31 protein-coding genes and 1 tRNA gene are annotated in these 26210 nt (G+C 62.1%); 7 read left to right on the top strand and 25 right to left on the bottom strand.

Annotated elements, in window-relative coordinates; genetic code table 11:
* Nucleotides 1-15: 15 nt before the first annotated feature.
* From O9X62_RS11310 to O9X62_RS11295, 4 genes are all read right to left on the bottom strand, one after another.
* A complete protein-coding gene (locus tag O9X62_RS11310; protein ID WP_269532963.1) occupies nucleotides 16-522 on the bottom strand; it encodes a hemerythrin domain-containing protein in 507 nt (168 codons plus the stop codon).
* A gap of 146 nt (nucleotides 523-668) precedes the next feature.
* A complete protein-coding gene (locus tag O9X62_RS11305) occupies nucleotides 669-1631 on the bottom strand; it encodes a hypothetical protein (protein WP_269532961.1) in 963 nt (320 codons plus the stop codon).
* A 90-nt stretch (nucleotides 1632-1721) separates the two neighbouring features.
* On the bottom strand, nucleotides 1722-1874 hold the full coding sequence (locus O9X62_RS11300; RefSeq protein ID WP_269532960.1) for a hypothetical protein: 153 nt from the start codon (nucleotides 1872-1874) through the stop codon (nucleotides 1722-1724).
* Between the two features lie 272 nt (nucleotides 1875-2146).
* A complete protein-coding gene (locus tag O9X62_RS11295) occupies nucleotides 2147-2668 on the bottom strand; it encodes a hypothetical protein (RefSeq protein WP_269532959.1) in 522 nt (173 codons plus the stop codon).
* Between the two features lie 281 nt (nucleotides 2669-2949).
* Between O9X62_RS11295 and O9X62_RS11290 the strand changes: the two genes are divergently transcribed.
* On the top strand, nucleotides 2950-3090 hold the full coding sequence (locus O9X62_RS11290) for a hypothetical protein (protein ID WP_269532958.1): 141 nt from the start codon (nucleotides 2950-2952) through the stop codon (nucleotides 3088-3090).
* 8 nt (nucleotides 3091-3098) lie between these two features.
* On the opposite strand, the gene O9X62_RS11285 is transcribed toward O9X62_RS11290, so the two are convergent.
* Complete coding sequence (locus O9X62_RS11285; protein ID WP_269532957.1) at nucleotides 3099-3836, bottom strand: type 1 glutamine amidotransferase; 738 nt, start codon at nucleotides 3834-3836, stop codon at nucleotides 3099-3101.
* 143 nt (nucleotides 3837-3979) lie between these two features.
* Here O9X62_RS11285 and O9X62_RS11280 point away from each other — a divergent pair.
* Nucleotides 3980-4055, top strand: a tRNA-Asn gene (locus tag O9X62_RS11280).
* Nucleotides 4056-4123: 68 nt separating this feature from the next.
* On the opposite strand, the gene O9X62_RS11275 is transcribed toward O9X62_RS11280, so the two are convergent.
* A complete protein-coding gene (locus O9X62_RS11275; protein WP_269532956.1) occupies nucleotides 4124-5044 on the bottom strand; it encodes a LysR family transcriptional regulator in 921 nt (306 codons plus the stop codon).
* A 150-nt stretch (nucleotides 5045-5194) separates the two neighbouring features.
* Here O9X62_RS11275 and htpX point away from each other — a divergent pair, with 150 nt between their 5' ends.
* The 3 genes from htpX (at nucleotide 5195) to O9X62_RS11260 (ending at nucleotide 7438) form a co-directional block, all read left to right on the top strand.
* Complete coding sequence (htpX, locus tag O9X62_RS11270; protein WP_269532955.1) at nucleotides 5195-6067, top strand: protease HtpX; 873 nt, start codon at nucleotides 5195-5197, stop codon at nucleotides 6065-6067.
* Nucleotides 6068-6121: 54 nt separating this feature from the next.
* Nucleotides 6122-7084 (top strand): TerC family protein, encoded by a 963-nt coding sequence (locus O9X62_RS11265; RefSeq protein ID WP_269532954.1) that lies wholly within the window; start codon nucleotides 6122-6124, stop codon nucleotides 7082-7084.
* Nucleotides 7085-7150: 66 nt separating this feature from the next.
* Nucleotides 7151-7438 (top strand): hypothetical protein, encoded by a 288-nt coding sequence (locus O9X62_RS11260; protein ID WP_269532953.1) that lies wholly within the window; start codon nucleotides 7151-7153, stop codon nucleotides 7436-7438.
* Between the two features lie 70 nt (nucleotides 7439-7508).
* On the opposite strand, the gene O9X62_RS11255 is transcribed toward O9X62_RS11260, so the two are convergent.
* Nucleotides 7509-8327, bottom strand: a complete 819-nt coding sequence (locus O9X62_RS11255; protein WP_269532952.1) for a flagellin — start codon at nucleotides 8325-8327, stop codon at nucleotides 7509-7511.
* 153 nt (nucleotides 8328-8480) lie between these two features.
* Between O9X62_RS11255 and O9X62_RS11250 the strand changes: the two genes are divergently transcribed.
* A complete protein-coding gene (locus O9X62_RS11250) occupies nucleotides 8481-9353 on the top strand; it encodes a cation diffusion facilitator family transporter (RefSeq protein WP_269532951.1) in 873 nt (290 codons plus the stop codon).
* Nucleotides 9354-9376: 23 nt separating this feature from the next.
* Here O9X62_RS11250 and O9X62_RS11245 read toward each other — a convergent pair whose 3' ends face one another.
* The 4 genes from O9X62_RS11245 to hemN all read right to left on the bottom strand — a co-directional run bounded on the left by O9X62_RS11245 (nucleotide 9377) and on the right by hemN (nucleotide 13620).
* Nucleotides 9377-9667, bottom strand: a complete 291-nt coding sequence (locus O9X62_RS11245) for a hypothetical protein (protein ID WP_269532950.1) — start codon at nucleotides 9665-9667, stop codon at nucleotides 9377-9379.
* A gap of 85 nt (nucleotides 9668-9752) precedes the next feature.
* Nucleotides 9753-11372, bottom strand: a complete 1620-nt coding sequence (locus tag O9X62_RS11240) for a diguanylate cyclase (protein ID WP_269532949.1) — start codon at nucleotides 11370-11372, stop codon at nucleotides 9753-9755.
* Between the two features lie 96 nt (nucleotides 11373-11468).
* A complete protein-coding gene (locus tag O9X62_RS11235; protein WP_269532948.1) occupies nucleotides 11469-12188 on the bottom strand; it encodes a sulfite exporter TauE/SafE family protein in 720 nt (239 codons plus the stop codon).
* A gap of 22 nt (nucleotides 12189-12210) precedes the next feature.
* Complete coding sequence (gene hemN, locus O9X62_RS11230) at nucleotides 12211-13620, bottom strand: oxygen-independent coproporphyrinogen III oxidase (RefSeq protein WP_269532947.1); 1410 nt, start codon at nucleotides 13618-13620, stop codon at nucleotides 12211-12213.
* Between the two features lie 166 nt (nucleotides 13621-13786).
* On the opposite strand from hemN, the gene fnr reads away from it, so the two are divergent.
* The gene (fnr, locus tag O9X62_RS11225) at nucleotides 13787-14521 is read left to right on the top strand and encodes a fumarate/nitrate reduction transcriptional regulator Fnr (RefSeq protein WP_269533139.1); all 735 of its coding nucleotides are present in this window, start codon (nucleotides 13787-13789) and stop codon (nucleotides 14519-14521) included.
* A 67-nt stretch (nucleotides 14522-14588) separates the two neighbouring features.
* On the opposite strand, the gene O9X62_RS11220 is transcribed toward fnr, so the two are convergent.
* The 14 genes from O9X62_RS11220 to dnaQ form a co-directional block, all read right to left on the bottom strand.
* Complete coding sequence (locus O9X62_RS11220) at nucleotides 14589-14894, bottom strand: hypothetical protein (RefSeq protein WP_308446465.1); 306 nt, start codon at nucleotides 14892-14894, stop codon at nucleotides 14589-14591.
* Nucleotides 14894-15145, bottom strand: coding sequence for a hypothetical protein (locus tag O9X62_RS11215; RefSeq protein WP_269532946.1), 252 nt, complete (start codon nucleotides 15143-15145; stop codon nucleotides 14894-14896). The genes O9X62_RS11220 and O9X62_RS11215 overlap by 1 nt, the downstream gene beginning before the upstream one ends.
* 23 nt (nucleotides 15146-15168) lie before the next feature.
* Entirely contained in the window at nucleotides 15169-16629 is a 1461-nt protein-coding gene (ccoG, locus tag O9X62_RS11210; RefSeq protein WP_308446464.1) for a cytochrome c oxidase accessory protein CcoG, read from the bottom strand.
* 24 nt (nucleotides 16630-16653) lie between these two features.
* Nucleotides 16654-17568, bottom strand: coding sequence for a cytochrome-c oxidase, cbb3-type subunit III (gene ccoP / locus O9X62_RS11205; RefSeq protein WP_269532945.1), 915 nt, complete (start codon nucleotides 17566-17568; stop codon nucleotides 16654-16656).
* The gene (locus O9X62_RS11200) at nucleotides 17565-17741 is read right to left on the bottom strand and encodes a CcoQ/FixQ family Cbb3-type cytochrome c oxidase assembly chaperone (protein ID WP_269532944.1); all 177 of its coding nucleotides are present in this window, start codon (nucleotides 17739-17741) and stop codon (nucleotides 17565-17567) included. The genes ccoP and O9X62_RS11200 overlap by 4 nt, the downstream gene beginning before the upstream one ends.
* 9 nt (nucleotides 17742-17750) lie before the next feature.
* Nucleotides 17751-18371 carry a cytochrome-c oxidase, cbb3-type subunit II gene (ccoO, locus tag O9X62_RS11195; RefSeq protein ID WP_269532943.1) on the bottom strand — a complete coding sequence of 207 codons (621 nt, stop codon included), beginning with the start codon at nucleotides 18369-18371 and terminating at the stop codon, nucleotides 17751-17753.
* 21 nt (nucleotides 18372-18392) lie between these two features.
* Complete coding sequence (gene ccoN / locus O9X62_RS11190; protein WP_269532942.1) at nucleotides 18393-19835, bottom strand: cytochrome-c oxidase, cbb3-type subunit I; 1443 nt, start codon at nucleotides 19833-19835, stop codon at nucleotides 18393-18395.
* Nucleotides 19836-19882: 47 nt separating this feature from the next.
* Complete coding sequence (gene ccoS / locus O9X62_RS11185) at nucleotides 19883-20077, bottom strand: cbb3-type cytochrome oxidase assembly protein CcoS (RefSeq protein ID WP_269532941.1); 195 nt, start codon at nucleotides 20075-20077, stop codon at nucleotides 19883-19885.
* 8 nt (nucleotides 20078-20085) lie between these two features.
* Nucleotides 20086-22362 (bottom strand): cation-translocating P-type ATPase, encoded by a 2277-nt coding sequence (locus tag O9X62_RS11180; protein ID WP_269532940.1) that lies wholly within the window; start codon nucleotides 22360-22362, stop codon nucleotides 20086-20088.
* Nucleotides 22363-22434: 72 nt separating this feature from the next.
* Nucleotides 22435-23286: a sulfurtransferase gene (locus O9X62_RS11175; RefSeq protein WP_269532939.1), complete on the bottom strand. Its 852-nt coding sequence runs from the start codon at nucleotides 23284-23286 to the stop codon at nucleotides 22435-22437.
* A gap of 72 nt (nucleotides 23287-23358) precedes the next feature.
* Complete coding sequence (locus O9X62_RS11170) at nucleotides 23359-24273, bottom strand: DMT family transporter (RefSeq protein ID WP_269532938.1); 915 nt, start codon at nucleotides 24271-24273, stop codon at nucleotides 23359-23361.
* Complete coding sequence (gene ispF, locus O9X62_RS11165) at nucleotides 24270-24758, bottom strand: 2-C-methyl-D-erythritol 2,4-cyclodiphosphate synthase (RefSeq protein WP_269532937.1); 489 nt, start codon at nucleotides 24756-24758, stop codon at nucleotides 24270-24272. Before ispF ends, O9X62_RS11170 begins: the two co-directional genes overlap by 4 nt.
* Nucleotides 24755-25462: a 2-C-methyl-D-erythritol 4-phosphate cytidylyltransferase gene (gene ispD / locus O9X62_RS11160; RefSeq protein WP_269532936.1), complete on the bottom strand. Its 708-nt coding sequence runs from the start codon at nucleotides 25460-25462 to the stop codon at nucleotides 24755-24757. Before ispD ends, ispF begins: the two co-directional genes overlap by 4 nt.
* Nucleotides 25459-26190: a DNA polymerase III subunit epsilon gene (gene dnaQ, locus O9X62_RS11155; RefSeq protein WP_269532935.1), complete on the bottom strand. Its 732-nt coding sequence runs from the start codon at nucleotides 26188-26190 to the stop codon at nucleotides 25459-25461. The genes ispD and dnaQ overlap by 4 nt, the downstream gene beginning before the upstream one ends.
* Between the last annotated feature and the right edge of the window lie 20 nt (nucleotides 26191-26210).

The following is a 26210-nucleotide window of genomic DNA, read 5'->3' as shown; positions in this document are numbered from 1 at the left end:
AGCCTAAAGTCCGGTTCAAACAGGAAAGTCATCCGGACTGCGTTCGGCAAACAGGGCTTTCTTGCGCTCGGCAATTTCCGCTCCCAGTTTGGTCATATCCAGATTGGTGGACTTGGCCTTGGGAAACATTTCGTTCTGCTCTTCCTTGACGTGATGCTTCACGTACTCACCCAACACCTTGATCTTGGCATCGAACATTTCACCATCAGGCTCCACGCCTTCTACCTCTGCGATCAGCGCCCTGAGAGTGGCGTGCTCTACCGTAGCCTCGGGAACCAGCTCCTTGTCATGCAAGGCTCGTTTGACGGCGGGATAGAAGATTTCCTCCTCAACTTGGGCGTGTACGCTGAGCTCGGCACAGATCTGCGCAACCAGTTGCTTCTTCTTGACGGGCGAGGGCTTTTTTTCATAGTCGGCAAAAAGACCGCTGACCAAGGTGTGGTCTGCCCGCAATAGCACGGTAGCGTCTTGTGCTTTGGGCAGGCTATCGAGCTTGCTAGGTTTGCTGGTGACAGTTGTCATGGCTTTTTCCATTGTATTGAGTGAAAGATTAACCGCGATCACCGAAAGAACAGGGCAATCAGGATGATGATGGGGATGGGAACACCCAGGAAAAACAGCAGTAGCGAGCGCACGGCGACCTCCTTTACGAATGAGTGGAAGGGTGATCAGTGATCACGTTGACGACCACCAAGCGTCGCTGCCAAGCTGGCAAAAAATGCGCCTATCAGCAGCGAGATGAAGAGCCACAGAGCTGCGTTGGCTGCAGCCTTTCGTGCACGGTCAGTGGCATCCCGGGCCGTGGTTTCTGCGGCGCCCAGAGTCGCTTGCAGGCGTGCGAACGTCTCGCCCACCCGTTTCTCAGCCGCTTGCTGGTTCAGACCCGTGTGTATTGCGACCACCTGACCCAAGTAGCTGAGGTCTTCCGGGGCTAGGCTGCCCGCCTGCAGGGCGGTCATCACGATGCGGGTGATTTCATAGTTAACGGCTGTGGAAAGCGGTGCCAGCGGAGTAAGGGATACCGCATCGTTGCTATTGACGGCATTCGTGCCGGCGGTCGGCGTACGCTCCTGGCGAAACAAGCTATCCACAAAATAGGGCAACACCGCAGCTTCGCCCTCCGCTCGGGCCGTGCCCGAACCCAACGTAGCCGTCATTGCCGCGGAGGTCGCCTCCTTGGCAAGTGCTCCGCCTGCCTGGGCGCCACCACTGACCACGGCACCCACCGCAGAGGTCAGCAACGAAGCCGTGACCAGCGAAGCGATTGCCCAGGCAAGAAAGCCATGCGCCGTATCACGAAAGTAGACTTCGTCGGTACGGACATCGACCCAGCTGTTTCTCAGTCGGCCCGCCAGATAGCCGCCAACGCCCGATGCCAGCAGTTGGGTGAAGGCTAGCCAGAGAATGGTAGAAACCCCGAGGGTCGTTGCGCTTACGCCGCGATTTACCCAGGGAGAAACCGACGACAAGCCAAGGCCCACGCCCAGCAGCAGCAAAATCAAGGACAAGGCCGCGGCAGCCGCAGCGCCTGCCAGTATTGCCCCCCATGACATGGTGCTGGCGGTCAGTTGTGCTGCATTCAGGGTATCGGTCATCGTGTAAGGCACACTTAATTCACCGGGTTTGTTCATGATCACCTCCTAGGTGGGCCTGCAACCGGAGACGCAGCTTGCAAGCGGGCGAGCGGCCCCCGTTACACCGGGGCATAACGGGGAACAACACTACTTGGCCTGTTGATTGGTAGCAGGCTTGGGACTCGTCTTGGCGCTACTGGACGACTGTTTGGCTGAATCGGTTTTTGAATCCGACTTGGTGCTCGGGGCAGCGGTCTTGCCTGCTTCGGTGGGGGTGTTCTTTTGGGTAGACATATTCATGACCTCTCAGCGATTCCTGCTGCCGCGGGATGCGGCACGTCAGGATGGGTACGACGCGTCGACAATCGGCCTGATTAAAGCCACTGTCGGTACGCTAACGAACCCTGCGCAGCCCTGGGCCCCACCTGCCCCGCCTGCTGCGAGATAGCGGTACGGCAGGACATGAAAAGGCCCCGCAAACTACCGGCCTCCTGGTTGGATGACGAGTAGATGGCAGGGCCTAACCTTATTGCCGCATCGGTATCAGAGCGGCCAGGAAAAGACGGCAATACCTAGGTGCGCGAGTTCTGCGAGCGGGTATCGCTACGCCCGCTGTCTGCCCTTGCGCGTTGCGCATAAGGCATAGCCGATGAGCGACGTGCGGCATCCTGGTCGTCCTCGTCATCATGTCCAAGATGGGTAAGCTCGTCCCGGAATGCATCCAGATAGGCATTGATCGCGTAGCAATAGCGCTGTGTGTTGCGTTCAATGGTCGTGAAGTACCGCTGAATCACGTCACTGGTTGCCAGGGTGATCAATTGCGAATACCCGAGGAATTGTTCGGTTCCCTGTTTGACGGCGCGCGTTGTACGGGCCGTTTCCTGGTGTACGGCGTCGGTGGTCGACTCATCTTTCACCGGTCCTTTAATCGGCGGGGTATCGGTCGGTTCCGTTAGCGGCTGCTTCGGCCCGGGCACCGATGCCGGCTCATACGGGTTAGGGTTGGGTATGGCTTTGTGTTCGCCAGTTTTCGGATCGATGCCATCGGTTTTGCTGGCGCCGTGATGGGTGTTGGATTCGCTGTGTTTGTTCATGGTGACCTCTGAGTAAATCCTGCGACTGGAAAAAATTGCAGGGTTCTGGGATCAGAACGCATGAACCTTGGAGAATTGGAGAGCTGATGTCCGTACGCCAACGCGCTTAGCTACGGGAGTTGCCAAGTCTGGTGGTATTCACTGGAACTATCCTGTTCGAGCGAATAGGTAACGGTCTATGCCATTGACCAAGCGCACATTAAGGCACACCACCCGCACTCGCCAGAAAAGGACAAGCTACTGATTTATCAGGGAAGCACTCACGTACTTATAGAAAGACTGTGTACGGCCCCAAGGATATGGAATGCCTGCTCGCCAACTGGCTGCGGAGCCATCACGGCAGCAGTGCCGTCCAGTACGAGTGGCTCAGTGACTACCTGCGCGTACTGCAGCAGAAAACCGGCTCGCCGCAAATAGTCTGATCACCAAACTACGCCTGAGCGGCGGCATGACCACGCTCAACTGAGCGCACCTGCACACCCTGCCACCAGCGCGCGTAGAGGGCGCTGGCCATCTGCTGACTGAGCGCAACGCTGGCCGGCAGATCCGGCAACAGGGCACCCGCCTGCTGCACTGCGGGCGAGGTACTGTGAATCAGTTCGTCATGCCCCAGTACCAGCCAACGACGCACCTTGTCTTCGGTAACTTCGCAATGGAACTGCATGCCGAGGTGAATATCGTCATACACGAATGCCTGATTGGCGCAGTAATCGCCGGTCATGATGCGCTGCGCGCCAAGCGGGATCGAGAAGCTCTCGCCATGCCACTGGAAAAAACGTGCAGCCGCCGCGCCGGCCAGCCAGGCGTTACCGCCCGCCTCAACCCGCAAATCACTCCAGCCTATCTCCACGTTTTCAGAGGCACTGACGGTACCGCCCAGCACGCGGCTGATGATCTGCCCGCCCAGGCAGTGGCCAATCAAGGGAATACGCAAGTCCACCGCTTCACGTAGCCGCGCAAACAGTAGCGGGTAGTAAGGCAGCGCATCGTTGGCACTCATCGGCCCGCCAAGCACGCACCAGCCGGCATGGTCAGCGGCATGCGCCGGCAGGTCATCGCCCTGATCCATACGGAAAACCTGGTAGGCGTGGCCTTGCTGTTCAAGCCAGGTGGCGAAGTAGGCTGGGCCGTCGTCGGCGACGTGCTGGATGATGGCAATGGGCTGCATGAGATTAGCGCTTGGTAAACGACGAACAATCGAGTTGCGCATTCTACCCGCAGCAGCAAGCTGCTGATTTGACAGGAAAGCACGACCCAGCCTGAAAAAAGATTTTGACAAGGCGCGCGGCGCCGATTATCGTGCGCGTCCTTTCCCCGATAGCTCAGTCGGTAGAGCGCCGGACTGTTAATCCGTAGGTCCCTGGTTCGAGCCCAGGTCGGGGAGCCAAATATCAGCAGGGGTGGTCCTTTAGGGGGCCACCCCTGTTTGTTTTTGTGCGTCGCCCGGTGCGCGTGTCAAGCGCCGCTGGTGGGCCAGTGCAAAGCTCCCGCCCCCAAGCCCGCCATCAGTTTTTCTACCTGCGGGTTCGCCACACGGGCGGGTGCCGCAATCGCGTAGTACTCCTCACGAATGCTCGGCACCTCGACCAGCAGCTGCACACCGTATTGCGTTGCCAGCATGCCTTGCAACACCGTGGCCGCCGGAAAGTAGCCCGCGCCGTGGCTGCCGAACGTGGTCAGCAAGGCGCTGTCGTCAAACTCCCCCACCACCAGCGGCCGCAGACCCTCCGCCTCCAGCCACAGTTCCAGCCGCGCGCGTAACGAACTACGGCGGCTAGGCAGCAGCAGTGGTGCGCCCTGCAAGGCAGCACTGCCACTGGCAGCCTGGCGGTCCGCCAGCAGCGTGCGGCTGGCAAAGATACCGATGGGGCTGGTGGCTAGCCGCCGCGCCATCAGCTGGCGCTGCTGGCCTTGCGAAAGGTCGCGATCCGACAGCACCACATCCAGCTTGTGCCGCGACAAACCCGATATCAGCTCATCGAAGTCGCCTTCGTGGCAACTGAGACGCAGATTCCCCGTCAGCAAAGGTGCCAAGAGTTGATAGGCCACCAGCTTGGGCACTGAATCGGCGAGGCCGATATTGAGCCGGGCGGCCATGCCCAGTTGCGGATCGGCCAGCGTATCCTGCAGGCGCTCCCCCAGCAGGAAAATCTCGTCGGCAATCTGCATGGCCTCGCGTCCCGCTTCGGTCAGTGCCAGACGCCGCCCTTCCTGGCGGAACAATGCGCGGCCCAGTTCACGCTCCAGCTTGCCGAGCTGGCCGCTGATCGTCTGTGGGCTGATGCCGAGTCGATCAGCCGCCCGCGCCACGCCACCTTCCTTAGCCACCATCCAGAAGTAATGCAGATGCTTATAGTTGAGTTCAGGCTTGGGCATGCTCAATCCATCGAAAAAACCGAGTTATTCATCAGAATGAACTCGATTTTACAGAATGATCGATCGCGTACACTGCGACCGTTCGTTGAATCTCTACGGTCGGGCCCCTATCTTGGGCGCATCCTGTTCCGTTTTCTGGAGGACGCTTTCATGAAACGTATCGTCTTGTTTTTGATGACCAACATCGCGGTGATGCTGGTGCTGTCCGTCAGCGCCCGCATCCTCGGTGTGGACCGGTTCCTGACCGCCAATGGTCTGAACCTGGGCATGTTGCTGGCCTTTTCGGCACTGATCGGCTTTGGTGGCTCGATCATTTCGCTGATGATGTCCAAGACCATGGCCAAGTGGAGCACCGGCGCGCAGGTAATTGAACAGCCGCGCAATGCCGATGAAGCCTGGCTGGTGGAAACCGTGCACCGCCTGGCCAAGGCAGCCGGCCTGCCCAACCCGGAAGTCGCCATCTACGAAGGTGCACCGAACGCCTTTGCCACCGGCCCGAGCAAGTCCAACTCGCTGGTGGCGGTGTCGACCGGCCTGCTGCAAAGCATGCGCCGCCGTGAAGTCGAAGCGGTACTGGCACACGAAGTGGCCCACATTGCCAATGGCGATATGGTGACGCTGACGCTGATCCAGGGCGTGGTGAATACCTTCGTGGTCTTCCTCTCGCGCGTGGCAGGTTATCTGGTGGACAGCTTCCTGCGTCGTAACGATGAAGAAAGCAGCGGCCCCGGCATTGGCTACTTCATTGCCAGCATGGTGTTCGAGGTGATCTTCGGCATTCTGGCCAGCGTCATCGTCATGTACTTCTCGCGTCAGCGTGAGTACCGCGCCGATGCGGGTGCCGCCAAGCTGCTGGGCAGCACCGCGCCGATGATCGATGCCCTGCAGGTGCTGGGTGGCCGTGAAGCTGGTGAGCTGCCCAAGGGCATGGCGGCGTCGGGCATTACCGGTGGTCTGGGTAGCCTGTTCGCCACCCACCCCTCGATTGAATCGCGTATCGAAGCCTTGCGTCAGGTTCGCTGACAACCCGCCCGGGCAGGGTCCACGCCCTGCCCGGGCTTTTGATCTGGAAATAACATGACTTATCCGATTTGGATGTGGGCGACCTTTGCTGCGGTCGTCATCGTGCTACTCGTGCTGGACTTGGGCGTACTCAACAAGAAAGACCACGAAATCAGCGTAAAGGAGAGCCTCAAGCTCTCCGCGTTCTATATCAGCGCCGGCCTGCTGTTTGGTGGATGGGTCTGGTTCGAACTCGGCCCCAAGGCCGGCATGGATTACCTGACCGGCTTCCTCGTCGAGAAGAGCCTGTCGATGGACAATGTGTTCGTCATCTCGCTGATCTTCACCTACTTTGCCGTGCCGCGCGTGTACCAGCACCGCGTGCTTTTCTGGGGCATTCTGGGTGCCATCGTCATGCGCGGCGTGATGATCGGCCTGGGTGCGGCACTGATCCATGAGTTCGCCTGGATCCTGTACGTGTTCGGTGCCTTCCTGGTGTTCACCGGTATCAAGATGCTGTTCATGCACGACGACGAAACCGATGTAGCCAGCAACCCACTGATCAAGTGGCTGCGCGGTCACTTCCGCTTCACCGAGCAACTGCACGGTCGCGCCTTCTTCGTGAAGCAGGCTGACCCGAAAGACAGCAGCAAGCTGGTCTGGTGGGCCACGCCGCTGTTCCTGGCACTGATCATGGTCGAGATTACCGACCTGGTATTTGCAGTTGATAGCGTGCCGGCGATCTTTGCGATCACCACCGACCCGTTCATCGTGTTCACTTCGAACATCTTCGCGATTCTGGGTCTGCGTGCGCTGTATTTTGCCCTGGCCGCAATGGTGCACCGCTTCCACTACCTCAAGTACGCGCTGGCTGTGGTGCTCGTGTTCATCGGCATCAAGATCTTCCTCGTCAATTTCGCTATCAAGATTCCCTCGCCGGTGTCGCTGGGCGTGACCTTCGGCCTGCTGGCGGCGGGCGTGGGCTACTCGCTGTGGAAGACACGAGGCGAGCCGATCCCGGAAACCGGTACGAATTGACCGCCGCAGGGTGCAATCAGGCCAAGGCCGCATTGCACCTGCCCAGCCCGTGAAGGAGCCAATCCAATGAAACGGAACGACAAGCCATCGAACGGTATCAAGATGGCAGTGTGCATGCTGATCCTCAGTGGACTCGCAGGCTGGGTCGGCAGGGATTTCTGGCCAGGTATACAGCCTGCGCAGGCTTGGGCTTACAGCGCAGCCCTAGTATTGGGCGGGCTGCTGGCCGTCAGCCTTGCTGCGCTTGCCTCGCTGACGCTCTGGCAGTGGGTACTGCGCAAGGGAGGCACCGACACCCAGTGGCTCTGGTTTGCCCGTGATCCTGCAGGCCTGCAGGCACAGCGCAAGCGCTAGTGTTGCTACCCAACAAAAAGCCCGGCGGTGTGCCGGGCTTTTTGTTGGGTACCGCCGGTCTTCACACGCATCAGGTGCGTAACAGGGACAGCACCTGCCGGGAGTTGGCATTCGCCTGTGCCTGCACGGCCAGCCCTGCCTCCGAACGGATACGTTCGGCTGCATTGCGCGCTGTGGTGGCAGCGTAATCGGTATCCGCCATTCGGCTGCGCGCCGCCGAGAGGTTTTCCGCATTGCTGCGCAAGCTGTTGATGCCGGCTTCAAACCGGTTAGTCAGCGCCCCCAGTTCGGCACGCGCACCGCTGACCGAACGCAAATCGCTATCGATCTTCTCCAGTGAGGCACTGGCCGCCGCTGCGTTCGACAAATCCAGCCCGCCGGCGCTGCCAGCAAGGGCGGATGCCGACACACCCGCAAACGATACGGATAGCTGGTCTCCGGCGTTGGGGCCAGCCTGGAAGGTTTTGCTGCCCCCGTCAAAGAGCGACTGTCCGTTGAAACTGGCCTGACTGAGCGTACTGGCATTCGCCTGCCCCAGCGCACTCACCTCTTCCTGAATGGCCTGCCGGTCCTGCGCACTCAAGGTGCTGTTACCTGCTTGCACCGTCAACTCCCGGATGCGCAAGGTATTGTCGGTTACGCTGCTCAACGCGCCTTCGGCAACCTGTGCCTGCGAGATGCCGTCATTAAGATTGCGGGCCGCTTGATTGCTGCCCACGATCTGGGCGGCAAACTGCTCCACAATGGCGCTGGCGGCCACATCGTCCGCTGCGCTGTTGATCCGCTTGCCGCTGGACAATTGCTGCAGGCTACGCGCCTGCGCCTCGCGGTTGCTGTCGAGCGTACGCAGGCCCAGGCCTGTACCATTACTGCCTATCGGATTGATCACACTGGCCTCCTGTCGTGGCCTTACGGTACCGTCTGCACCATGCAGCGATGCCTGTTTGGGTTGATTGTAGTCACGAGAGTTCACTCGCCGGCAGGACTGCCGACCAACGGACCGCCGCGCCACAAGCGGCATCAACAGAACAAGGGATACCCGATGACGCTTGACCCCACGCCTCGTCAGCTGGCCCTGCTTTCCATTGCCGCAGCCTGTGCCACGCTGGGGTTGAAGTTTGCTGCTTACTGGATCTCCGGCTCGGTCGGCTTCTACTCCGACGCCATGGAGTCCTTCGTCAACCTGGCAGCGGCCATCGTGGCCTTGTGGGCCTTGACGATCTCCGCCTGGCCCGCCGACCGGAACCACCCTTGGGGGCATGAAAAAGCAGAGTACTTCTCCAGCGGGCTGGAAGGCGGCTTGATTCTTTTGGCGGCCCTGCTGATCGGCATTGAGGCGGTTCAGCGACTCATCGAACCCACCCCGCTGACCCATCTGGGGCCGGGCATGCTGCTCTCCTTGGTCGCCACCGCCATCAATGGCGGTGTGGCCACGCTGATGCTGCGAGCAGCCCGCAAGCACGACAGCATTGCACTCGAAGCCGACGCCCATCACCTGATGACCGACGTATGGACCTCCGTGGGCGTGGTGGCCGGTCTGGGGCTGCTGCTGGTGCTGCCGCCGGGCTGGGAGCGGCTCGACCCCCTGATCGCACTAGCGGTTGCCGGCAATATCGTCTTTACCGGCTGGCATCTGTTACGCCGGTCGGCCGATGGGCTGATGGATGCGGCACTACCGCCAGAAGAGATCGCGCAGATCGAGTCCATCCTTGCCGCCCGGATCGCGCCGCCGCTGGATTACATCGACCTGCTGACGCGCAAGGCCGGGAACGTGCGTCACATCCAGTTCACCCTGCGGGTGCCCGGCACCATGCCGGTCAGCACCAGCCATGATCACTGCGATGCGCTTGAAATGGCCATTGGCGAGGTGCTGTCAAAAGCCCGCGTCACCATTCATGTCGAGCCGCTGCCCTAGCCAAGGCCTTGCGGCATTAGGGCTCAGTGCTCGGACATCTCGTAGCTCATCTTGAGAATACCGACGAGCAGGGTCAGCAGTACCGATGCCACGGTCGCACCGCCCAGATAGGTCCAGTAGGGCAGCACTGGCGTTACCAGTCGGTCGGGCAGGATATCGACGTTGGCAAGCATGAAGATGATGAAGAAAGCGATATCGGCAAACACCAGCAGCAAGGTCAGCTGCAGCAGCCGTCCCGCCCAGCGGTCGGCTTTTTGCGAGGCGGTGATTTCCTGTTCGATCAGTCCTGCCAGCGGGTCGTGGGTTTTGGCCATGGTTATCCGGTCGGTTAAGTTGGCAGGACAGGTATAGACCAAGTCAGCGCAAGCCGACACAGCCATATCCCTCTGCGTGATGCCCTCAGGCCATCCGTACCTGATTGCGGCCAGCATGCTTGGCCGCGTAAAGCGCATGATCGGCTTTCCCGATCAAGGCATCGAGATCATCGCCATCCGACGGGGCGGTGGCAACACCGGCCGAAAAAGTCACCGAGAGCCGGCCCCACTCGGTCTCCATGACCGTGGCAGCCATGGCGGTGCGCAGTCTGTCTGCACGCTCGAATGCCGCCAGCTTGTCCACACCGGGCAAGAGCAGCAGCATTTCCTCGCCACCGAAGCGGAATGCCAGATCGGACTCCCTTACCCCAGCCCGCAGCTGGGCGGCAACCTCACGCAGCACCTGATCACCCGCCAGATGGCCATAGTCATCGTTGAGCCGCTTGAAGTGGTCCAGATCAATCATCACCACGGAGAGCGGATTGCCCTCGCGTTTTGCGCGCGCCTGTTCACGGGGAAACAGGGTTTCGAGGTAGCGGCGGTTGTAAAGGCCGGTCAACGGGTCGCGGATAGCCTGCTCGCGCAGCTCATCCTGTAGCCGGGCAGTGGTCTCCAGTTGGGCCTCCAGGGCGAGGAGGGCGGCAGACAGCTTGCGCTCGCTCATCACCCGCGCCGTCACATCGCGGAGCAGCAGCAGCCGCCCCAGGGTGTGACCATGCTGCTGCAAGTCCACCTGCTGGATCTCGTAGCACCCGGCCGGATCGGTAAATTCGATGATGTGCCCTGTGTCACCCGTCTTGCTCAGGGCCGCGAGTTCCGTACCCACCCGCGGCCAGGCAGACAGGGGTTCACCGATCAGGCCGTCCGCATCCCCTGCCAGCTGCCGCGCCGCCTGATTGATCTGGGTCACCCGGCCGGTCAGATCGGTCACCAGGACCGGGTCCGGCAGTTGCTCCAGCAAGACATGCTGGGCGATGGGGCTCAGATCAAAGAGCCGCCGGCGGCCGATCAGCCAGGTGAAACCCAGGGCGGTCAGCAAGAAGCAGAACGGCGTAGGATCGAACCCGAACAAGGTCCAGCCACCGACCACATAGGCCGAGTTGGCAATCCAAGGTAGCAGGGTGATCAACAGGAAACCCAGATAGTGCCGCCGATACAGGCCCGGCGATGCCCGCCAGGAGCGCCAGGCGGTGTAAACGCTGATGCTCATGAACACATACACATAGACCGCCACTGCATAGAACAGGGGGCCGTGGATGTAGCGCACCGGCGCGTGGGGGTCGGCACTGATCGGGGCCGTGCCAGCCCGATAGAGCCAGCCATGTTCATCATTGTGCAGCGCCAGCGCCCAGACCAGCACAGGTACAAGCGTCACCACGCAAATCTGCCAGCGCTGCAAGGCATATTGGCCGTGGTGGATGTAGGTCAGCAGGAAAATGGCCCACAAGGTGGGTGTGGCGACGATGCCGGGCCATGCCATGGCGGCCCAGAAAACCTTGCAGCCGGTACCGGCTACCATCAATTCCAGCGCTGCGGCGCTCGTCCACCAGAGTATGGCCACATGCAGACAGACAAACAGGCCCCGGCCACTCAGATCTCGGCGCGTACCCACCCAGAGTGCAACAAACAGGGATACCAACGAGCCGGCCAGCAGGGCCAGTACGGGAGGAGATGCTGACCAAGCGGAGGGGCTGCAAGCAAGCACGCGCGTCAGTATGAATCAGTGTGTGCGGTGATTTCAGTGTAGCCCGGTTTCGCCAAAACAGCCGGCCAAGCCATGGCACACCCACAGGTATTCCGGTCAGACCGGTATGCCACAGAGCAAGGCCAGCTGGCGCCAGACACCATGGCCCAGCGCAAAAACAGACGCCGCTGCGAGCCCGACACCCGCGAGCCGCACCGACCAGCGCATGCCGCGCTGCGGATCGCGTGCCTGCCCCAGCAGACGCAGCAGTAACAGCGGCCCCAGCCACAGCCCCAAGGCCGAAGTCGTTGCAAACGCCGCCATGATCAACGCCCCTTGTGCCGGGCCGGACGATACGGCTGCCAACACGAGGGCCGACTGCAGCAAGCCACAGGGCCAAGCGACCCAGGCCAGGCCGGCAAGGCCCGCCCTGCCGATCTGGCGACGAGCCATCGCCACGCCACTCGTCGCGAGCGCATCTGCCTGCAATACCTGCATGCGCATCGAGCCTTGGCCCACCGCTTCTAGCCAGCGTGGCTGCCGCCCCTGCCAGATCAGGTAGAAGCCCAGACCCAGTGCCGCCAGATGGATGAGTACCCAGAACGGCCGCAATAGCGCAAAGGACTCACCAAGCCGGGCCAGCGAACCGACACTGGCCGCCGCCAGCGCTCCGCCGGCGGCGTAACTGAGCAGGCGCCCCAGCTGCAAGGTGACCAGCGCCTTGTGGCGCACCGGCCCAGCGCTCAGTGCCGAGCAGCTCGCACCGCACATCGCCACGCAATGGGGCGAGCCGGCGATGCCCATGAGCAGGGCAGAAGTGATCAGTGCAAGGTCCATGCCGCCTATGCTAACGCAGCTGCTAGATCACCCGCGAGAAGCGCTCGCGATTGCGGTCTGCCTGCAGATAGCGGTCAAACACCATGGCAATACCCCGCACGAAGTACCAGCCTTGCGCCGTCACCTGGATCGCCCGCGGTTCAATATCGATCAACCCCATGTCTGCCATGGGCTTGAGTGTTTCCAGCTCGCTGGCAAAGTAACTGGGAATCTCGATCAGGTGTGCCAGTTCGATGGATTCGTACTCCACCCGGCCCTGACACATCAAGGCCATGATCATGGCGCGGCGGACCAGATCGTCCCGGTTCAGGGACAAACCACGTGCCACCGGCAACTGACCATGACGCAGGGCGTCGTAGTACTCGGGCAGAGTTTTGGCGTGCTGGACATAACTCGCGCCGACCCGGCCGATGGCCGATACGCCCAAACCGATCAAATCACAATCGGGCTGGGTGCTGTAACCCTGGAAGTTGCGGTGCAGACGGCCCTGACGCTTGGCAATCGCGAGCGGGTCATCGGGCAGGGCAAAGTGGTCCATGCCGATATAGCTGTAGCCATGACCCAGAAAGCCGCTCAGCGCACTGGCCAGCATGCCGAGCTTGTCGGCTCCTTGTGGCAGCAGGGCGGCATCGATCCGCCGCTGCGGTTTGAATCGCTGTGGCAGGTGCGCGTAGGCATACAGGGCAATGCGGTCCGGGCGCAACTGCGCCACGCGAGCCACCGTGCGGGCAAACGAGGCGCGCGTTTGCTGCGGCAGACCGTAAATCAGGTCGACATTGGTCGAGGCAAAGCCGAGTTCACGCGCTGCCACCATCAGCGCCTCCACCATTTCCTCACTCTGCACGCGATGCACCGCCTTCTGCACATCGGGATCGAAGTCCTGCACCCCGAAGCTCAGACGGTTGAAACCCAGATCGCGCAGATGGCGAAGTCGCCCCGCATCCACCGTGCGCGGGTCGACTTCGATGGAGACCTCGGCACTGGGCAGCAGGCGGAAATGCGCCCGCAGATCGGCCATCAGGCTCGTCAGTTCCTCGTCGCTGAGGAACGTGGGGGAGCCGCCCCCCAGATGCAGTTGGGAAACCGGCTCATTGCCGCCCAGGTGCGCGCTGGTAAGGTCCATCTCGTGACGCAGCGCCTGCAAGTATTCGGCGGCCCGCTCGTGGTGCTTGGTGATCACCTTGTTGCACGCGCAGTAGTAGCAGACCGATTCGCAGAACGGGATGTGTACATACACCGACAAGGGTGCCGCGCCCCCCACCAGACCACTCTGGCGGCGCTGGGCCAGCGCCTGCTTGTAATGGTCGGCGGTATAGGCTTCGACAAAGCGGTCGGCCGTAGGGTACGAGGTGTAGCGAGGGCCGCTGACGTCGAAGCGACGCAGGATGTCTTCGCTGATGCCGTCAATGGTGGGGGTGTGAGTAGCGTGCATGGCGCTCACTTTGCCATGGACGACGATTGTCCCCATTGACATGGGTCAAGCCGCCAGCTTAGTTTGGGAGCGACAATTGGCGCAGTCACGAGGGCCCACCATGTTCCAAGCTCCCACCGCCGAAACCGACTGCGTCACGCCGACCCGCATCCACCCTGTACAGGCCATGACCGCAGCCAATCCGATTCCTTCCGCCACGTTCAAAGTTGCCTGTTCTAACTGCAATCTGCGCGAGCTCTGCTTGCCCGTCGGTTTGTCGGGCGACAGCCTCGACAAGCTCGATTCCCTGGTCGCCAAGCGCCGCTCGGTGGCCCGCGGCGAAGCCCTGTTCCGTGCCGACGATCCCTTCCAGGCGCTCTACGCCGTGCGTACCGGTTTCTTCAAGACCTGCGTCTCCGCTGAAGACGGCCGCGATCAGGTTACCGGTTTCCAGATGGCAGGCGAGCTGCTGGGCCTCGATGGCATCAGCACCGACCGCCATAGCTGCGATGCCGTGGCGCTCGAAGACTCGCAGGTTTGCGTGATTCCCTACAGCCAGTTCGAGGAACTCTCGCGCGTGTTCACCGAGCTGCAGCACCATTTCCACAAGATCATGAGCCGCGAGATCGTCCGCGATCATGGCGTGATGCTGTTGCTGGGTTCGATGCGTGCGGAAGAGCGCCTGGCGGCCTTCTTGCTGAACCTGACCCAGCGTTTGCAGGCACGCGGCTTCTCGTCGGTGGAAGTCGTGCTGCGGATGACCCGCGAAGAAATCGGCAGCTATCTGGGTCTCAAGCTCGAAACCGTGAGCCGCACCTTCTCCAAGTTCCAGGACGACGGCCTGCTGGAAGTGAAGCAACGGCAGATCCGCATCCTCAATCCGGCCGGTCTCAAGCAGCTCGTCAATCATTCGAGCTGCTGATACGCCCAAGCTCGGGCAACTTCCACGGAAGTTTCCGTAGGGTGCAATGCGCTGCGCTTATTGCCCCCTACTTGCCCAGACTGGGCCGGATGCCTGTCTGGCTTTGCGCGAACCACAAGGTCAGCGCCGACGACGCCGCGATGACCGCCCACATGACAAAAAAGCTCATCGTGTAGATGGCTTGCCGTGGCAGATCCATCGGCTGCATGCCGAACCAGGTCAGGTCACTCGGGTCCACCACCGCGAAGACCAGCGCGTCCATTACCCCCGCCATCACGAACGATGGCCACAACACATACATCAGCCACACCGTGCGCGGCTTGGGTTCGTGTGCGTCGATCACGTCGTCGATGTCATAGGGGCGGTCGCTCATTACTTCTCCTCGCCCTCGCGGGCGGTCGCAGCATGGTTGCGGGCTCTTACGGCGGGCGTCCATTGATCAGGCTGCACATCGCCGTCGGCGCTTTGGGCGCGCGAGGTATCAAGCACCGGGTCGGGATGACGGATCGCCAGCGACAGGGTGATGAAACTAGCCACCACCACCAGTGCTGGTCCGCCGACCACCAGCCACATCATCGATTCTCGCCACCAGGGTCTGGCCGTTTGCTGTACCGGGGTTTGCATGAGACTTCTGCTTTCTGCCGCACTCAGCGCGGCACAATAAACGTAGATTTCTCGACCAGACGACGAGCCGCTTCCTGCTGATCGGGCAATCGTTCAATCACGAACCGTATTGGCTTGGCTCCCGCACCCATTGCCTGCGCAGCGTCGGGCGACAACTTGGCCGCCAGCGAAATCCAGCGCGCTTCGGCGGGACCTAGCGTGAGCACCGGCGGCGTTTCGCTCAGAGCAAGACCATCGAGCCCCTCGACCTGCACGGTATAACGTTGCGGCGTTTCGGTCGCATTCATGATCTGCAGGCGGTAGACGTTTTCAATGTAGCCATCGTCCACCAGTCGAGCCAGCGAGGCCCGATCGCGCACCACATCCACCTTGAACGGCGTGCGCAGCGCAATCGACAACACCAGGGCCGCACTTACCACGATCAGAATGGCGGTGTACACCATCACACGTGGCCGCAGCATGCGCATGAACATCTGCTTGCGCGTGAGCTTTTGCGCCATGGCGTGCTGTGTGTCGTAACGGATAAGGCCACGTTCGTAGCCCATCTTGTCCATCACGCCATCGCATACATCGATACACGCGGCACAGCCGATACACTCGTACTGCAAGCCGTTACGGATATCGATGCCGGTCGGGCAGACCTGCACACACAAGGTGCAATCGATACATGACCCCAGGCCCGCCACCTTGGGGTCCGCCTTGCGCGAACGGCTGCCACGCGGCTCGCCGCGCTCGGTGTCGTAGGTGATGATCAGCGTGTCCTTGTCGAACATTGCGCTCTGGAAGCGCGCGTAAGGACACATGTACTTGCACACCTGCTCGCGCATATAGCCGGCGTTGCCATAGGTGGCAAAGCCGTAGAACAGCACCCAGAACCATTCCCAGGGGCCGAACGACAAGGTCATGGCCTCGGCCAGCAGGGTTTTGATCGGGGTGAAGTAGCCCACAAAGGTCAGGCCGGTCCACAGACCGATGGCAATCCAGACGAATTGCTTGCCACCCTTGCGCCAGAGCTTCTCGAACGACCAGGGTGCAGCATCGAGCTTCATGCGCGCGGCGCGGTCGCCCTCGAACTTCTGTTCCACCCACATGTAGATTTCGGTGTAGACGGTTTGCGGGCAGGCATAGCCGCACCACAGACGCCCGGCCACCGCAGTGAACAGGAACAGGGCATAGGCCGAGATCAGTAACAGGGCCGTGAGGTAGATGAAATCCTGTGGGTACAGCACCAGCTCGAAGATATAAAACCGGCGCGAACCCAGATCAAACAATACCGACTGACGCCCGTTCCAGCTGAGCCAGGGCATGCCGTAGAACACCAGCTGCGTGAGCCAGATCAGCGCCCAGCGCCAGTTGCGGAACCAGCCCGATACCGCGCGCGGGTAGATTTTCTTCTCGGCCTTGTAGAGCGAGATGACTTCTACCTTGGCGTCATCCACCGCCATGGTGCTGGCAGCGGGTTTATCGGTAGCGGACGGGTTCACGCGATATCACTTTCCAGAGCAGGCTTAATTGGTGGCAGCAGCGCCGCGTGGCGACAGGTTCCACACATAGGCGGCGAGCACATGGATCTGCTCGGCGCTCAGGCGGCTGGCATGGGCTGGCATCACGTTGTTCTTGCCCTTGGTGATCATCGCCACGATCGCCTGCTCGCCCGCGCCATGCAGCCAGACCTTGTCGGTCAGGTTCGGGGCACCCAGTGCCTGCATGCCCTTACCATCGGCACCATGGCAAGCTGCGCAGACCGCAAACTTGGGCTGACCTTCGGCCGCCGCCTTGGGGTCATGGACGGCACCCGACAGGCTCAACACATAGTTGGCCAGATTGCGCACATCGTCCGCCGAACCCACCGCGGCTGCGAGCGCGGGCATGGCCCCCTGCCGCCCCTCAACAATCGTCTTCACGATGGTGGGGTGATCACCGCCATACAGCCAGTCGGTGTCGGTCAGATTGGGGAAGCCCTTGGAGCCTTTGGCATCCGAGCCGTGGCAGCCCGCGCAGTTGTTGGCAAACAGGCGCTCACCTATGCCCATGGCTTTGGCATCTTTGGCCAGCACTTCGACCGGCTGCTTGGCAAAGTCGGCATACACCGTATCAAGTGCCTGCTTGGCCTTGGCCTGTTCGGCCTCGTACTGACCCTGGCTACTCCACTTGAGCGAACCGGCATGCGTACCCAAGCCCGGATACAGGAACAGGTACAGCGCGGCGAACACGATGGTGAGTACAAACAGGCCCATCCACCAGCGCGGCAGCGGGTTGTTCAGTTCCTTCAGGTCTTCGTCCCAGACGTGGCCGGTGGTGTTGTCATTGGCCATGACCTTGCGACGGCTGGCGATCAGCAGGATCACCACGCAGAACACCAGCCCGAGTATGGTGGCGGCGGCAACAAACAAGGCCCAGCCGCTGGAGATAAAGTCGCTCATAGCGAGCCCCCGGATTGCGGATTATTCGGTGGCGGTGCGTCGTCATCGAGTACGGCACGGCCGATTTCTTCGAGCTTGTCGCGGTTCCGGCGCGAATAGACGCGGAACACGATGGCCATGAAGGCCACGAACGACAGCACGGTCACGATGGAGCGCAAGATATTGATGTCCATGGTGGCTCCTTACTTGATCGAGGTGCCCAGCACCTGCAGGTAGGCAATCACCGCGTCCATCTCGGTCTTGCCTGCCAGCTCGGCCGGCGCCTTGGCGATTTCCTCATCGCTGTAGGGCGCACCCAGCGTGCGCAGTGCCTGCATCTTGGGAATGATCTCGTCGGTGGCAACCCACTGCTTTTCCAGCCAGGGGTAAGCCGGCATGTTCGACTCGGGCACCAGATCACGCGGGTTGATCAGGTGGATGCGATGCCACTCGTCGCTGTACTTGCCGCCCACGCGATGCAGATCGGGGCCGGTACGCTTGGAACCCCACTGGAACGGACGGTCGTAAACGAACTCGCCCGCCACCGAGTAGTGGCCATAGCGCAATGTTTCGGCACGGAACGGACGGATCATCTGCGAGTGGCAGTTGTAGCAGCCTTCACGTACGTACACATCACGGCCAGCTACTTGCAGGGCCGTATAGGGTTTGAGCCCGGCAACCGGCTGGGTGGTCGAGCGCTGGAAGAACAGCGGCACGATTTCCACAGCGCCGCCAACCACAATGGTCAGCAGCACCAGCACGATCATCAGGAAATTACTGGTCTCGATCTTCTCGTGACCTTTGGGGTGATGGTTGTCAGCCATGTCTATTCTCCGTCGGGTCTATCAAGCGTGGGCCGGTGCGGCGGCAGGAATGGCGTCGTCCACGGCACGGCCTGCGCGCACGGTCATCACCACGTTCCAGGCCATGATCAGCATGCCGCCGAGATACAGCAGGCCGCCGAGCAGACGGATCACATAGAAGGGGAAGGTTGCCTTCACGCTTTCGACGAAGGTGTAGACCAAGGTGCCGTCCGGGTTCACCGCGCGCCACATCAGGCCCTGCATCACACCGGCAATCCACATCGCGGCGATGTACAGCACGATACCCAGCGTGGCGATCCAGAAGTGCAGCTCGATGGCACGCTTGGAGAACATCTCGGTGCGACCGTACAGACGCGGGATCAGGTAGTACATCGAGCCCATCGAGATCAGACCCACCCAACCCAGGGCACCCGAATGCACATGGCCCACGGTCCAGTCGGTGTAGTGGCTCAAGGCGTTGACGGTCTTGATCGACATCATCGGCCCTTCGAAGGTGCTCATGCCGTAGAACGACAGCGACACGATCAGGAACTTGAGGATCGGGTCGTCGCGCAGCTTATGCCAGGCGCCCGAAAGGGTCATGATGCCGTTGATCATGCCGCCCCAGCTCGGTGCCAGCAGCACCAGCGAGAAGATCATGCCCACGCTCTGCGCCCAGTCCGGCAGTGCCGTGTAGTGCAGATGGTGAGGGCCAGCCCACATATAGGTGAAGATCAGCGCCCAGAAGTGGACGATGGACAGGCGATACGAATACACCGGGCGACCGGCCTGCTTGGGGATGTAGTAGTACATCATCCCGAGGAAGCCGGCAGTAAGGAAGAAGCCCACGGCGTTATGGCCGTACCACCACTGCACCATCGCATCCTGCACGCCCGCGTAAGCCGAGTAGCTCTTCCAGAAGCTCACCGGTAACGCCGCGCTGTTGACCAGATGCAGCAGGGCCACGGCCAGGATGAAGGCACCGAAGAACCAGTTGGCCACATAGATATGGCGCACCTTGCGGGTGCCGATAGTGCCGAAGAACACCACCGCGAACGATACCCAGACCAAAGTGATCAGCACGTCGATCGGCCACTCCAGCTCGGCGTACTCCTTGCCGCTGGTAATGCCCAGCGGCAGGGTGATGGCCGCCAGCACGATCACCAGCTGCCAGCCCCAGAAGGTGAACCAGGCCAGTCCCGGCATGAACAGCCGTGTCTGGCAGGTACGCTGAACCACATGGTAGGCCGTGGCAAACAGCGCACAGCCCCCAAAGGCAAAGATCACCGCGTTGGTGTGCAGCGGTCGCAGACGGCCATAACTGAGCCACTGGATGCCGAAGTTCAGTTCGGGCCAGGTGAGCTGGGCGGCGATGATGACGCCGACCAGCATACCGACCACGCCCCAGAGTATGGTGGCTAGCGAGAAAGCCCGCAGTACCCCGTACTCGTACACGGGCTGCCCCGCGTGTTGCTGATTTGCCATGAAAGGCTCCTTTTTATTGGTCTTACGCTAATTACAATTATCCGGGCTTAATGTTTGTCGCTGTCTTGATCGCCATCAATCTGCGGCAATATGTCGCGCCCCTCGGTCTCGTCTTCGAGTATCCGGTTGCCTTCCCGCTCCAGGTTGTCGAGCTGGCCGCTATGGATCGCCCAGCCGAACAGGCCAACGATCAGCAAGACCAGCAAGACCGACAGGGGAATCAGGAGATACAGACTTTCCATTCGGGCGGTTACTCAGTTGAAGCAGGTGAACGGCCAAGACGCAATGTGTTCAACACTACGACCAGCGAACTCAGGGCCATGCCGATACCCGCCAGCCAGGGCGGCAAGAGGCCGACCACCGCGAGCGGCACGCTGGCCAGGTTGTAGAGCAGGGCCCAGGCAAAGTTCTGGCGGATGATGGTCAGCGTGCGCCCTGCCAGTGCTTTCGCAACCACGATATCGCGCAGCCGGCCTGACAGCAGCACCGCATCGGCATGATTGCGAGCGAGATCCGCGCCCTGCCCCATCGCAAAGCTCACGTCCGCCTGCGCCAGTATGGGCGCGTCGTTAATGCCATCGCCCACCACCAGCACACGCCGGCCAGCGCCTTGCAGGGCCGCCAGATGCGCCAGCTTGGCTTCGGGGCTGGCGCCGCCGATCGCCTCATCCAGCTTCAAGGTAGCTGCCATCGCGCCGACACGTGCGGGTTCATCACCCGATAGCAACGCGGTGCGCAAACCGTCCGCCTGCAAGGCCGCCAATGCGGCCGGGGCATCCGCGCGCAGGGACTCGCTGATCTGCGCCCGCCAACGTACCTCCCCCACCGGGCCAAAAGCCAATCGGGCACGACCTGCAGCCAAGCCAGTCCCGGCATTGGCCACCCACTCGGGCCGGCCTAGCCGCCAGCGGCTGCCATCAACGCTGAGCGCCTCAAGCCCCAAGCCGGGGAACTCACGCACCTCACGCCAGCCGTCTTGCGTCGCCGGCAAAGCAGCCGCCTGCACCACGGCACGCGATACCGGATGCAGCGAATGGGCAGCCAGACTGCCTGCCTGCGCCAGCAAGGTCTGGCCCGCCGGCGTATCCGGGGCGGGCTCCGGCTGCTGCAGCTGCAAACCGGCTTCGGTGAGCGTGCCCGTCTTATCAAAGACCACGGTATCAATGCCGGCCAATGCCTCCAGTGCATCCAGTCGATGCAGCAACACACCGCGCCGGGCCAGATTGCCAGCAGCGGCCAGCAAGGCCGTCGGCGCCGCCAGGGACAGCGCGCAGGGGCAGGTCACGATCAGCACTGCCACCGCCACCGGCAAGGCCTTGGCCGGATCGATGAAGTACCAGCCCAGTGCCGCCAGCGCCGCGAGTGCCAGTACCGCCCACAGGAACGGGCCGGCAATGCGGTCGGCCATGCGCACCAGTGCCGGCCGCTGCGTCAGCGCGCTGCGCATCAGCCGCACAATGGCGTGGTAACGGGTCTGTTCGCCGGTCCGGTGCACGGTCATCAGCACCGGTGCGAGCAGGTTCAGGCTGCCGGCAATCAGCTCGCTGCCGGGCAACTTGCCAATGGCACGTGACTCGCCGGTCAGCAGGCTTTCATCGGCGGCGGTTTCACCCTCCAGCAGCACGCCATCGGCTGGAAAGGCCTGGCCCAGCGGCACACGTACCGTATCGCCCGCGAGTAATTGCGACGGTGCCACGCGCTCGAAGCGCCCCTCTGCCCCCCGTCGCTCGACCTGCTCGGGCAAGCGCTGGCTCGCTTGCTCGAGCGACTCGGCCACGCGGTGACGCGCGCGCATTTCGAGAAAGCGGCTGCCCAGCAGGAAGGCGACAAACATCGCCAGTGAATCGAAATACACCTCATGGCCAAACGGTCCGCTGGGGTCCAGTGCGGCACCGGTGCTGGCGATAAAGGTGACAATGATCCCGACCGTAACCGGTACATCCATGCCGATGGTGCGCTGCCGCAACTGACGCCAGGCCGCCTTGAAGAAAGGCCCGGCCGAGAACAGCACAACAGGCAGACACAGCACCCATTCGCCCCAGATCAGCAACTGGTAAAGATCGGCGCTCATTTCGCCGGGTTCGGCCACATAGCGCGGCGTCGCCAGCATCATGATCTGCATCATCAGGAAGCCGGCGACAAACCAGCGCCAGATGGCCTGTCTGCGCTCTTGCTGGCGCAGCGTACGAGCGGGTGCGGCGTGATCCGGCACAGCCCGATAGCCAGCGCGTGCTATCGCCGCCTGGAGCTGCGCCGTGCTGGCTGCAGCCGGCGACCAGCGCACGCTCAGGCGCTCACTCGCTGCCTGTACAGTGGCCTCGCGCACACCAGGCACACTGTTGGCCGCGCGTTCGATCAAGCCGGCGCAGGCAGCGCAGTACATGCCACTGATCAGGAACTGGGAGGTGACCGTACCGTCATCTTCCGACACCGAGCAGGCCGTCAGTTCCGGCAGTTCAGCGAGGTCAGGCGCCGCTTCAGTCATGGCGTTCGGGGAGATCACAGGCAGGAGCGTGGCAGCAGGCATGGCGCGCATTGTCGCCCGGGCTGACCCGGCACCGGCTGATCCACATCAAGTGGGGCAATACAGGCAGTCCGATCATGCCGCATCCGTACCGCGTGCGACCGGGCGGGCTGGATCGCTGCACCATTCGCTCCACGAACCGGGATAGAGCCTGGCACCCTGCAGGCCGGCCACCTCCAGTGCCAGCAGATTATGGCAAGCCGTCACCCCCGAGCCACATTGCTGGACCGACTCTGCCGGGCTGGCATCTGCCAGCAGCTGTAACCATTCTTCACGTAATTGTGCAGCAGGCTTGAAGCAGCCATCCGGCCCAAGGTTAGCCTGAAAAAAACGGTTGCGCGCACCGGGTATGTGCCCGGCCACCGGGTCCAGTGTCTCCCCTTCACCGGCAAAGCGGCCCGGTGCGCGCGCATCGACGACCACAAACGACGGATCGGCCAGATTTGCCAGTATGGTCTGGGCATCCACGGTCCAGCCCGCTTGCACCTTGGGCGCAAAGTGGACGGCGACTGGATCGGGATCGCGGGTCTCCAGCGCACCGCCGGCAGCCAGCCATGCTGCGACACCGCCATCGAGCACGCTCACCTTCTCATGGCCCAGCCACCGCAACAGCCACCATAATCGGGCAGCATACATGCCACCGTGCGCGTCATAGGCCACCACCTGTGTCTGGCGACGAATGCCCGTCTTGCCCAGCGTGGCCGCCAGAGTCAGCGGGTCCGGCAAGGGATGCCGCCCATTCAGGCCCGTCTTCGGGCCAGACAGATGCTCGTCCAGATGCAGAAACCGGGCACCGGGCAAATGACCCTCGGCATAGGCGCGACGGCCTGCGTCGGTATCAGTCAGATCGTGGCGACAATCCACCAGGACGAGATCGGGTGCGCCAATGCACAGCATCAGCGCGGAAGCAGAAATCAGCGAAGTCATGGACACAGCCGGGGAAGCTCTGGCCGCAAGTATAGAGTGCTGGCAAAGGCCGCTTTTTATATTGCGGCGCAACTAGGCCAAAACAGATCGCTGGCTACGCCCCGGCAAGGTTGCCAGCAACACGCCGGCAAGCGAAATCGCAAATGCCAGCCACTGCAGACGGGTGATCGGCTCGCCCAGCACCAGCACACCCACCAGCGCGGTCGATACCGGGAGCATCACCATGAACACGCCGGCCTGGCTGGCAGGCACCCCCTTGAGACCCGTCATCCACAGCCATACAGTCCACACACTGGCCGCCAGCGCATAGAAAATGAACAGCAACCAGATGCCCGCGCTCACCGCAGCAAAATCGAACTGCAGCGCGTAATACACACCCAGTGGCGTCATCAGTACAAAGCCCCAGAGGTTGATCAAGGCAGTAATCCGCCGCGGCCCCAGTGAACCGGTCAGCTTTTTGCCGATGATGGCGTAAGCCGCCTCGCACAATACCGCGCCAAAAACCAGCAGGTTGCCCAGCCAAGCCTGTGGATGTGCAGCCTCCGCGCCGGCATGCGTGGGCTTGGCGAGCCCCAGCAGCGCTATCCCCACCGCCGCACAGGCAATTGCCGCCCAGATGCGCAAGCCGATGCGCTCGCGCAGGATGAACCAGCTCATCAAGGCCACCACCGCCGGAATGGCTGCCATGATCACGCCGGCCGACACCGCCGTGGTCATGCTCACCCCGAACAGCATGCACACCGTAAAGAGGAAGTTGCCGAAGAACGATTCCAGAAACACCAGCCCCTTGGTCCGCGCACTCATCGGTGCCTCATCGACCGGCTTTTTCAACCAGTGCAGAATCGCCAAGCCACCCGCGCCAAAGCGCAGCCAGCCCAGCAGAAAGACCGGGAAGATCAGCGTGAGCGGTTTGGAGAGGGCGACATAGCTGCCAACGAGCGACATGCTCAAAGCTAGGCACGCATAGGCAAGCGGTCTTGCGATCATGCCCTGACCAGCAAACACACCGCCTGCGCCTCAATGCTCTCGCCCTGCCCCACCGGGCCGAGCTTTTCATAGGTCTTGGCCTTCACATTGACGCAGCTTGGCTCGATGCCGAGGTCGTCAGCAATATGCGCCACCATGGCCGGGATGTGCGGGGCCATCTTGGGGGCTTGCACCAAGATGGAAGCATCGACATTGCCCACACGCCAACCGGCTGCCGCCACACGGCGCACGGCTTCGCGCAGCAGCGCGCGGCTGTCGGCGCCTTTGAACTCGGGATCGGTATCGGGAAAGTGGCGGCCGATGTCGCCAAGGCCGGCGGCGCCAAGGATGGCGTCGGTGAGCGCGTGCAGAAGTGCGTCGGCGTCGGAATGGCCCAGCAAGCCTTTGTCGTGCGGGATATGTACCCCGCCGAGTATCAGCGGGCGGCCTTCGACGAGGCGGTGTACGTCCCAGCCTTGGCCGATACGGATAGGCAGATTGCTCATGCGGCGAGCTCCTGACGCGATTGAAGAAACAGCGCAGCCAGTGCGAGGTCTTCGGGGTAGGTCACTTTGATATTGCGCTCGTTGCCGGGCACCAGCCGCGGTGCGTGACCGAGGCGTTCGACGGCACTGGCTTCGTCGGTAATCGCGTCGCTGGCCGCTTGTGCGAGCGCGTCCGACAACAAGCCGTGGCGGAACATCTGCGGGGTTTGTGCGCGCCAGAGGGCGTCGCGGTTGACCGTGGCGGCGATGCGTTCACCGCTGGCAGCACGCTTGAGCGTATCGGCCACCGGCAAGGCGAGGATGCCGCCCACGGTGTCGTCGCGCAGCGTGGCGATCATGCGGCTCACATCGGGCGCGGCCAGACAGGGGCGTGCGGCGTCGTGTACCAGTACCCAGTCGCTGCGGCTGACTTGATCGGCGATGGCAGCGAGGCCGTTGCGGACGCTTTCGGCACGGCTAGCGCCACCGCAGCGGACTACCGTGAGTTTGGCTGCCACCGCCGGGTTGGGCGTGTAGGCATCGAACCACTCATCCTGCGGCGACAGCACCAGTACCAGACGGTCGATCTCTGGCACTGCCGCCAGCGCGGCCAGTGTGTGCATCAGCAAGGGCTGACCCAGCAAGGGCAGGTATTGCTTGGGGGTGGTGGAGCCCATTCGGCTGCCGGCACCGGCAGCGGGCAGCAGTGCAATGAAGCGGCTCATGCGGCCACTTCCTTGGGTTCCAAGGTGCGCCAGAGGCTGGTGCCCTTGACGGCTTTATCCAGCCCGTCCAGATACGCAGCATGCTCGGCCAGTTCGGCCTCGCTGGGGGCGAGGATTTTCAGCGGGCCACGCGCGCGGCGCGCGGCGGCGTGGGTATGCGCGGCATCCTGCTCGGCTGCGGAGGCAAAATCGATCAGCAGGCTGTCCTGCCCGCGCGTCATGGTCAGGTAGACCTCGGCGAGCAGTTCGCAGTCGATCAGCGCGCCGTGCAGGGTACGGCCGCTACGGTCGATTTCGAAGCGGTCACACAGTGCATCCAGGCTGTTGCGCTTGCCGGGGAACAGCTCCTTGGCATCCTTGAGCGTATCGATGATGCCGGTGACGTAATCGGTGATCTTGCCGCGCCCGAGCTTGCCCAGTTCCATATTGAGGAAGGCCACGTCGAACGGCGCATTGTGGATGATCAGCTCGCTGCCGCGCACGAAATCGAGGAACTCATCGACGATATCGGCGAACTTGGGTTTGTCGGCCAGGAAATCGGTGGTCAGCCCGTGCACATTGAGCGCGCCCTCTTCCGAATCACGCTCGGGGTTGATGTAGCGGTGCAGGTGCGCGTCGGGCGGCGAGAGCTTGCGGTTCACCATCTCGACCGCGGCGATTTCGAGGATGCGGTTGCCATCCTCGACGCGCAGGCCGGTGGTTTCGGTATCCAGAATGATTTGGCGCATGGCAGGACTCGGTGATGGGC

This window comes from Chitinimonas sp. BJYL2, assembly GCF_027257935.1.
Classification (GTDB): Bacteria; Pseudomonadota; Gammaproteobacteria; order Burkholderiales; family Chitinimonadaceae; genus Chitinimonas.
The sequence above is the reverse complement of the archived record's forward strand: the minus strand, read 5'-3'. Positions and strand labels throughout refer to the sequence as shown.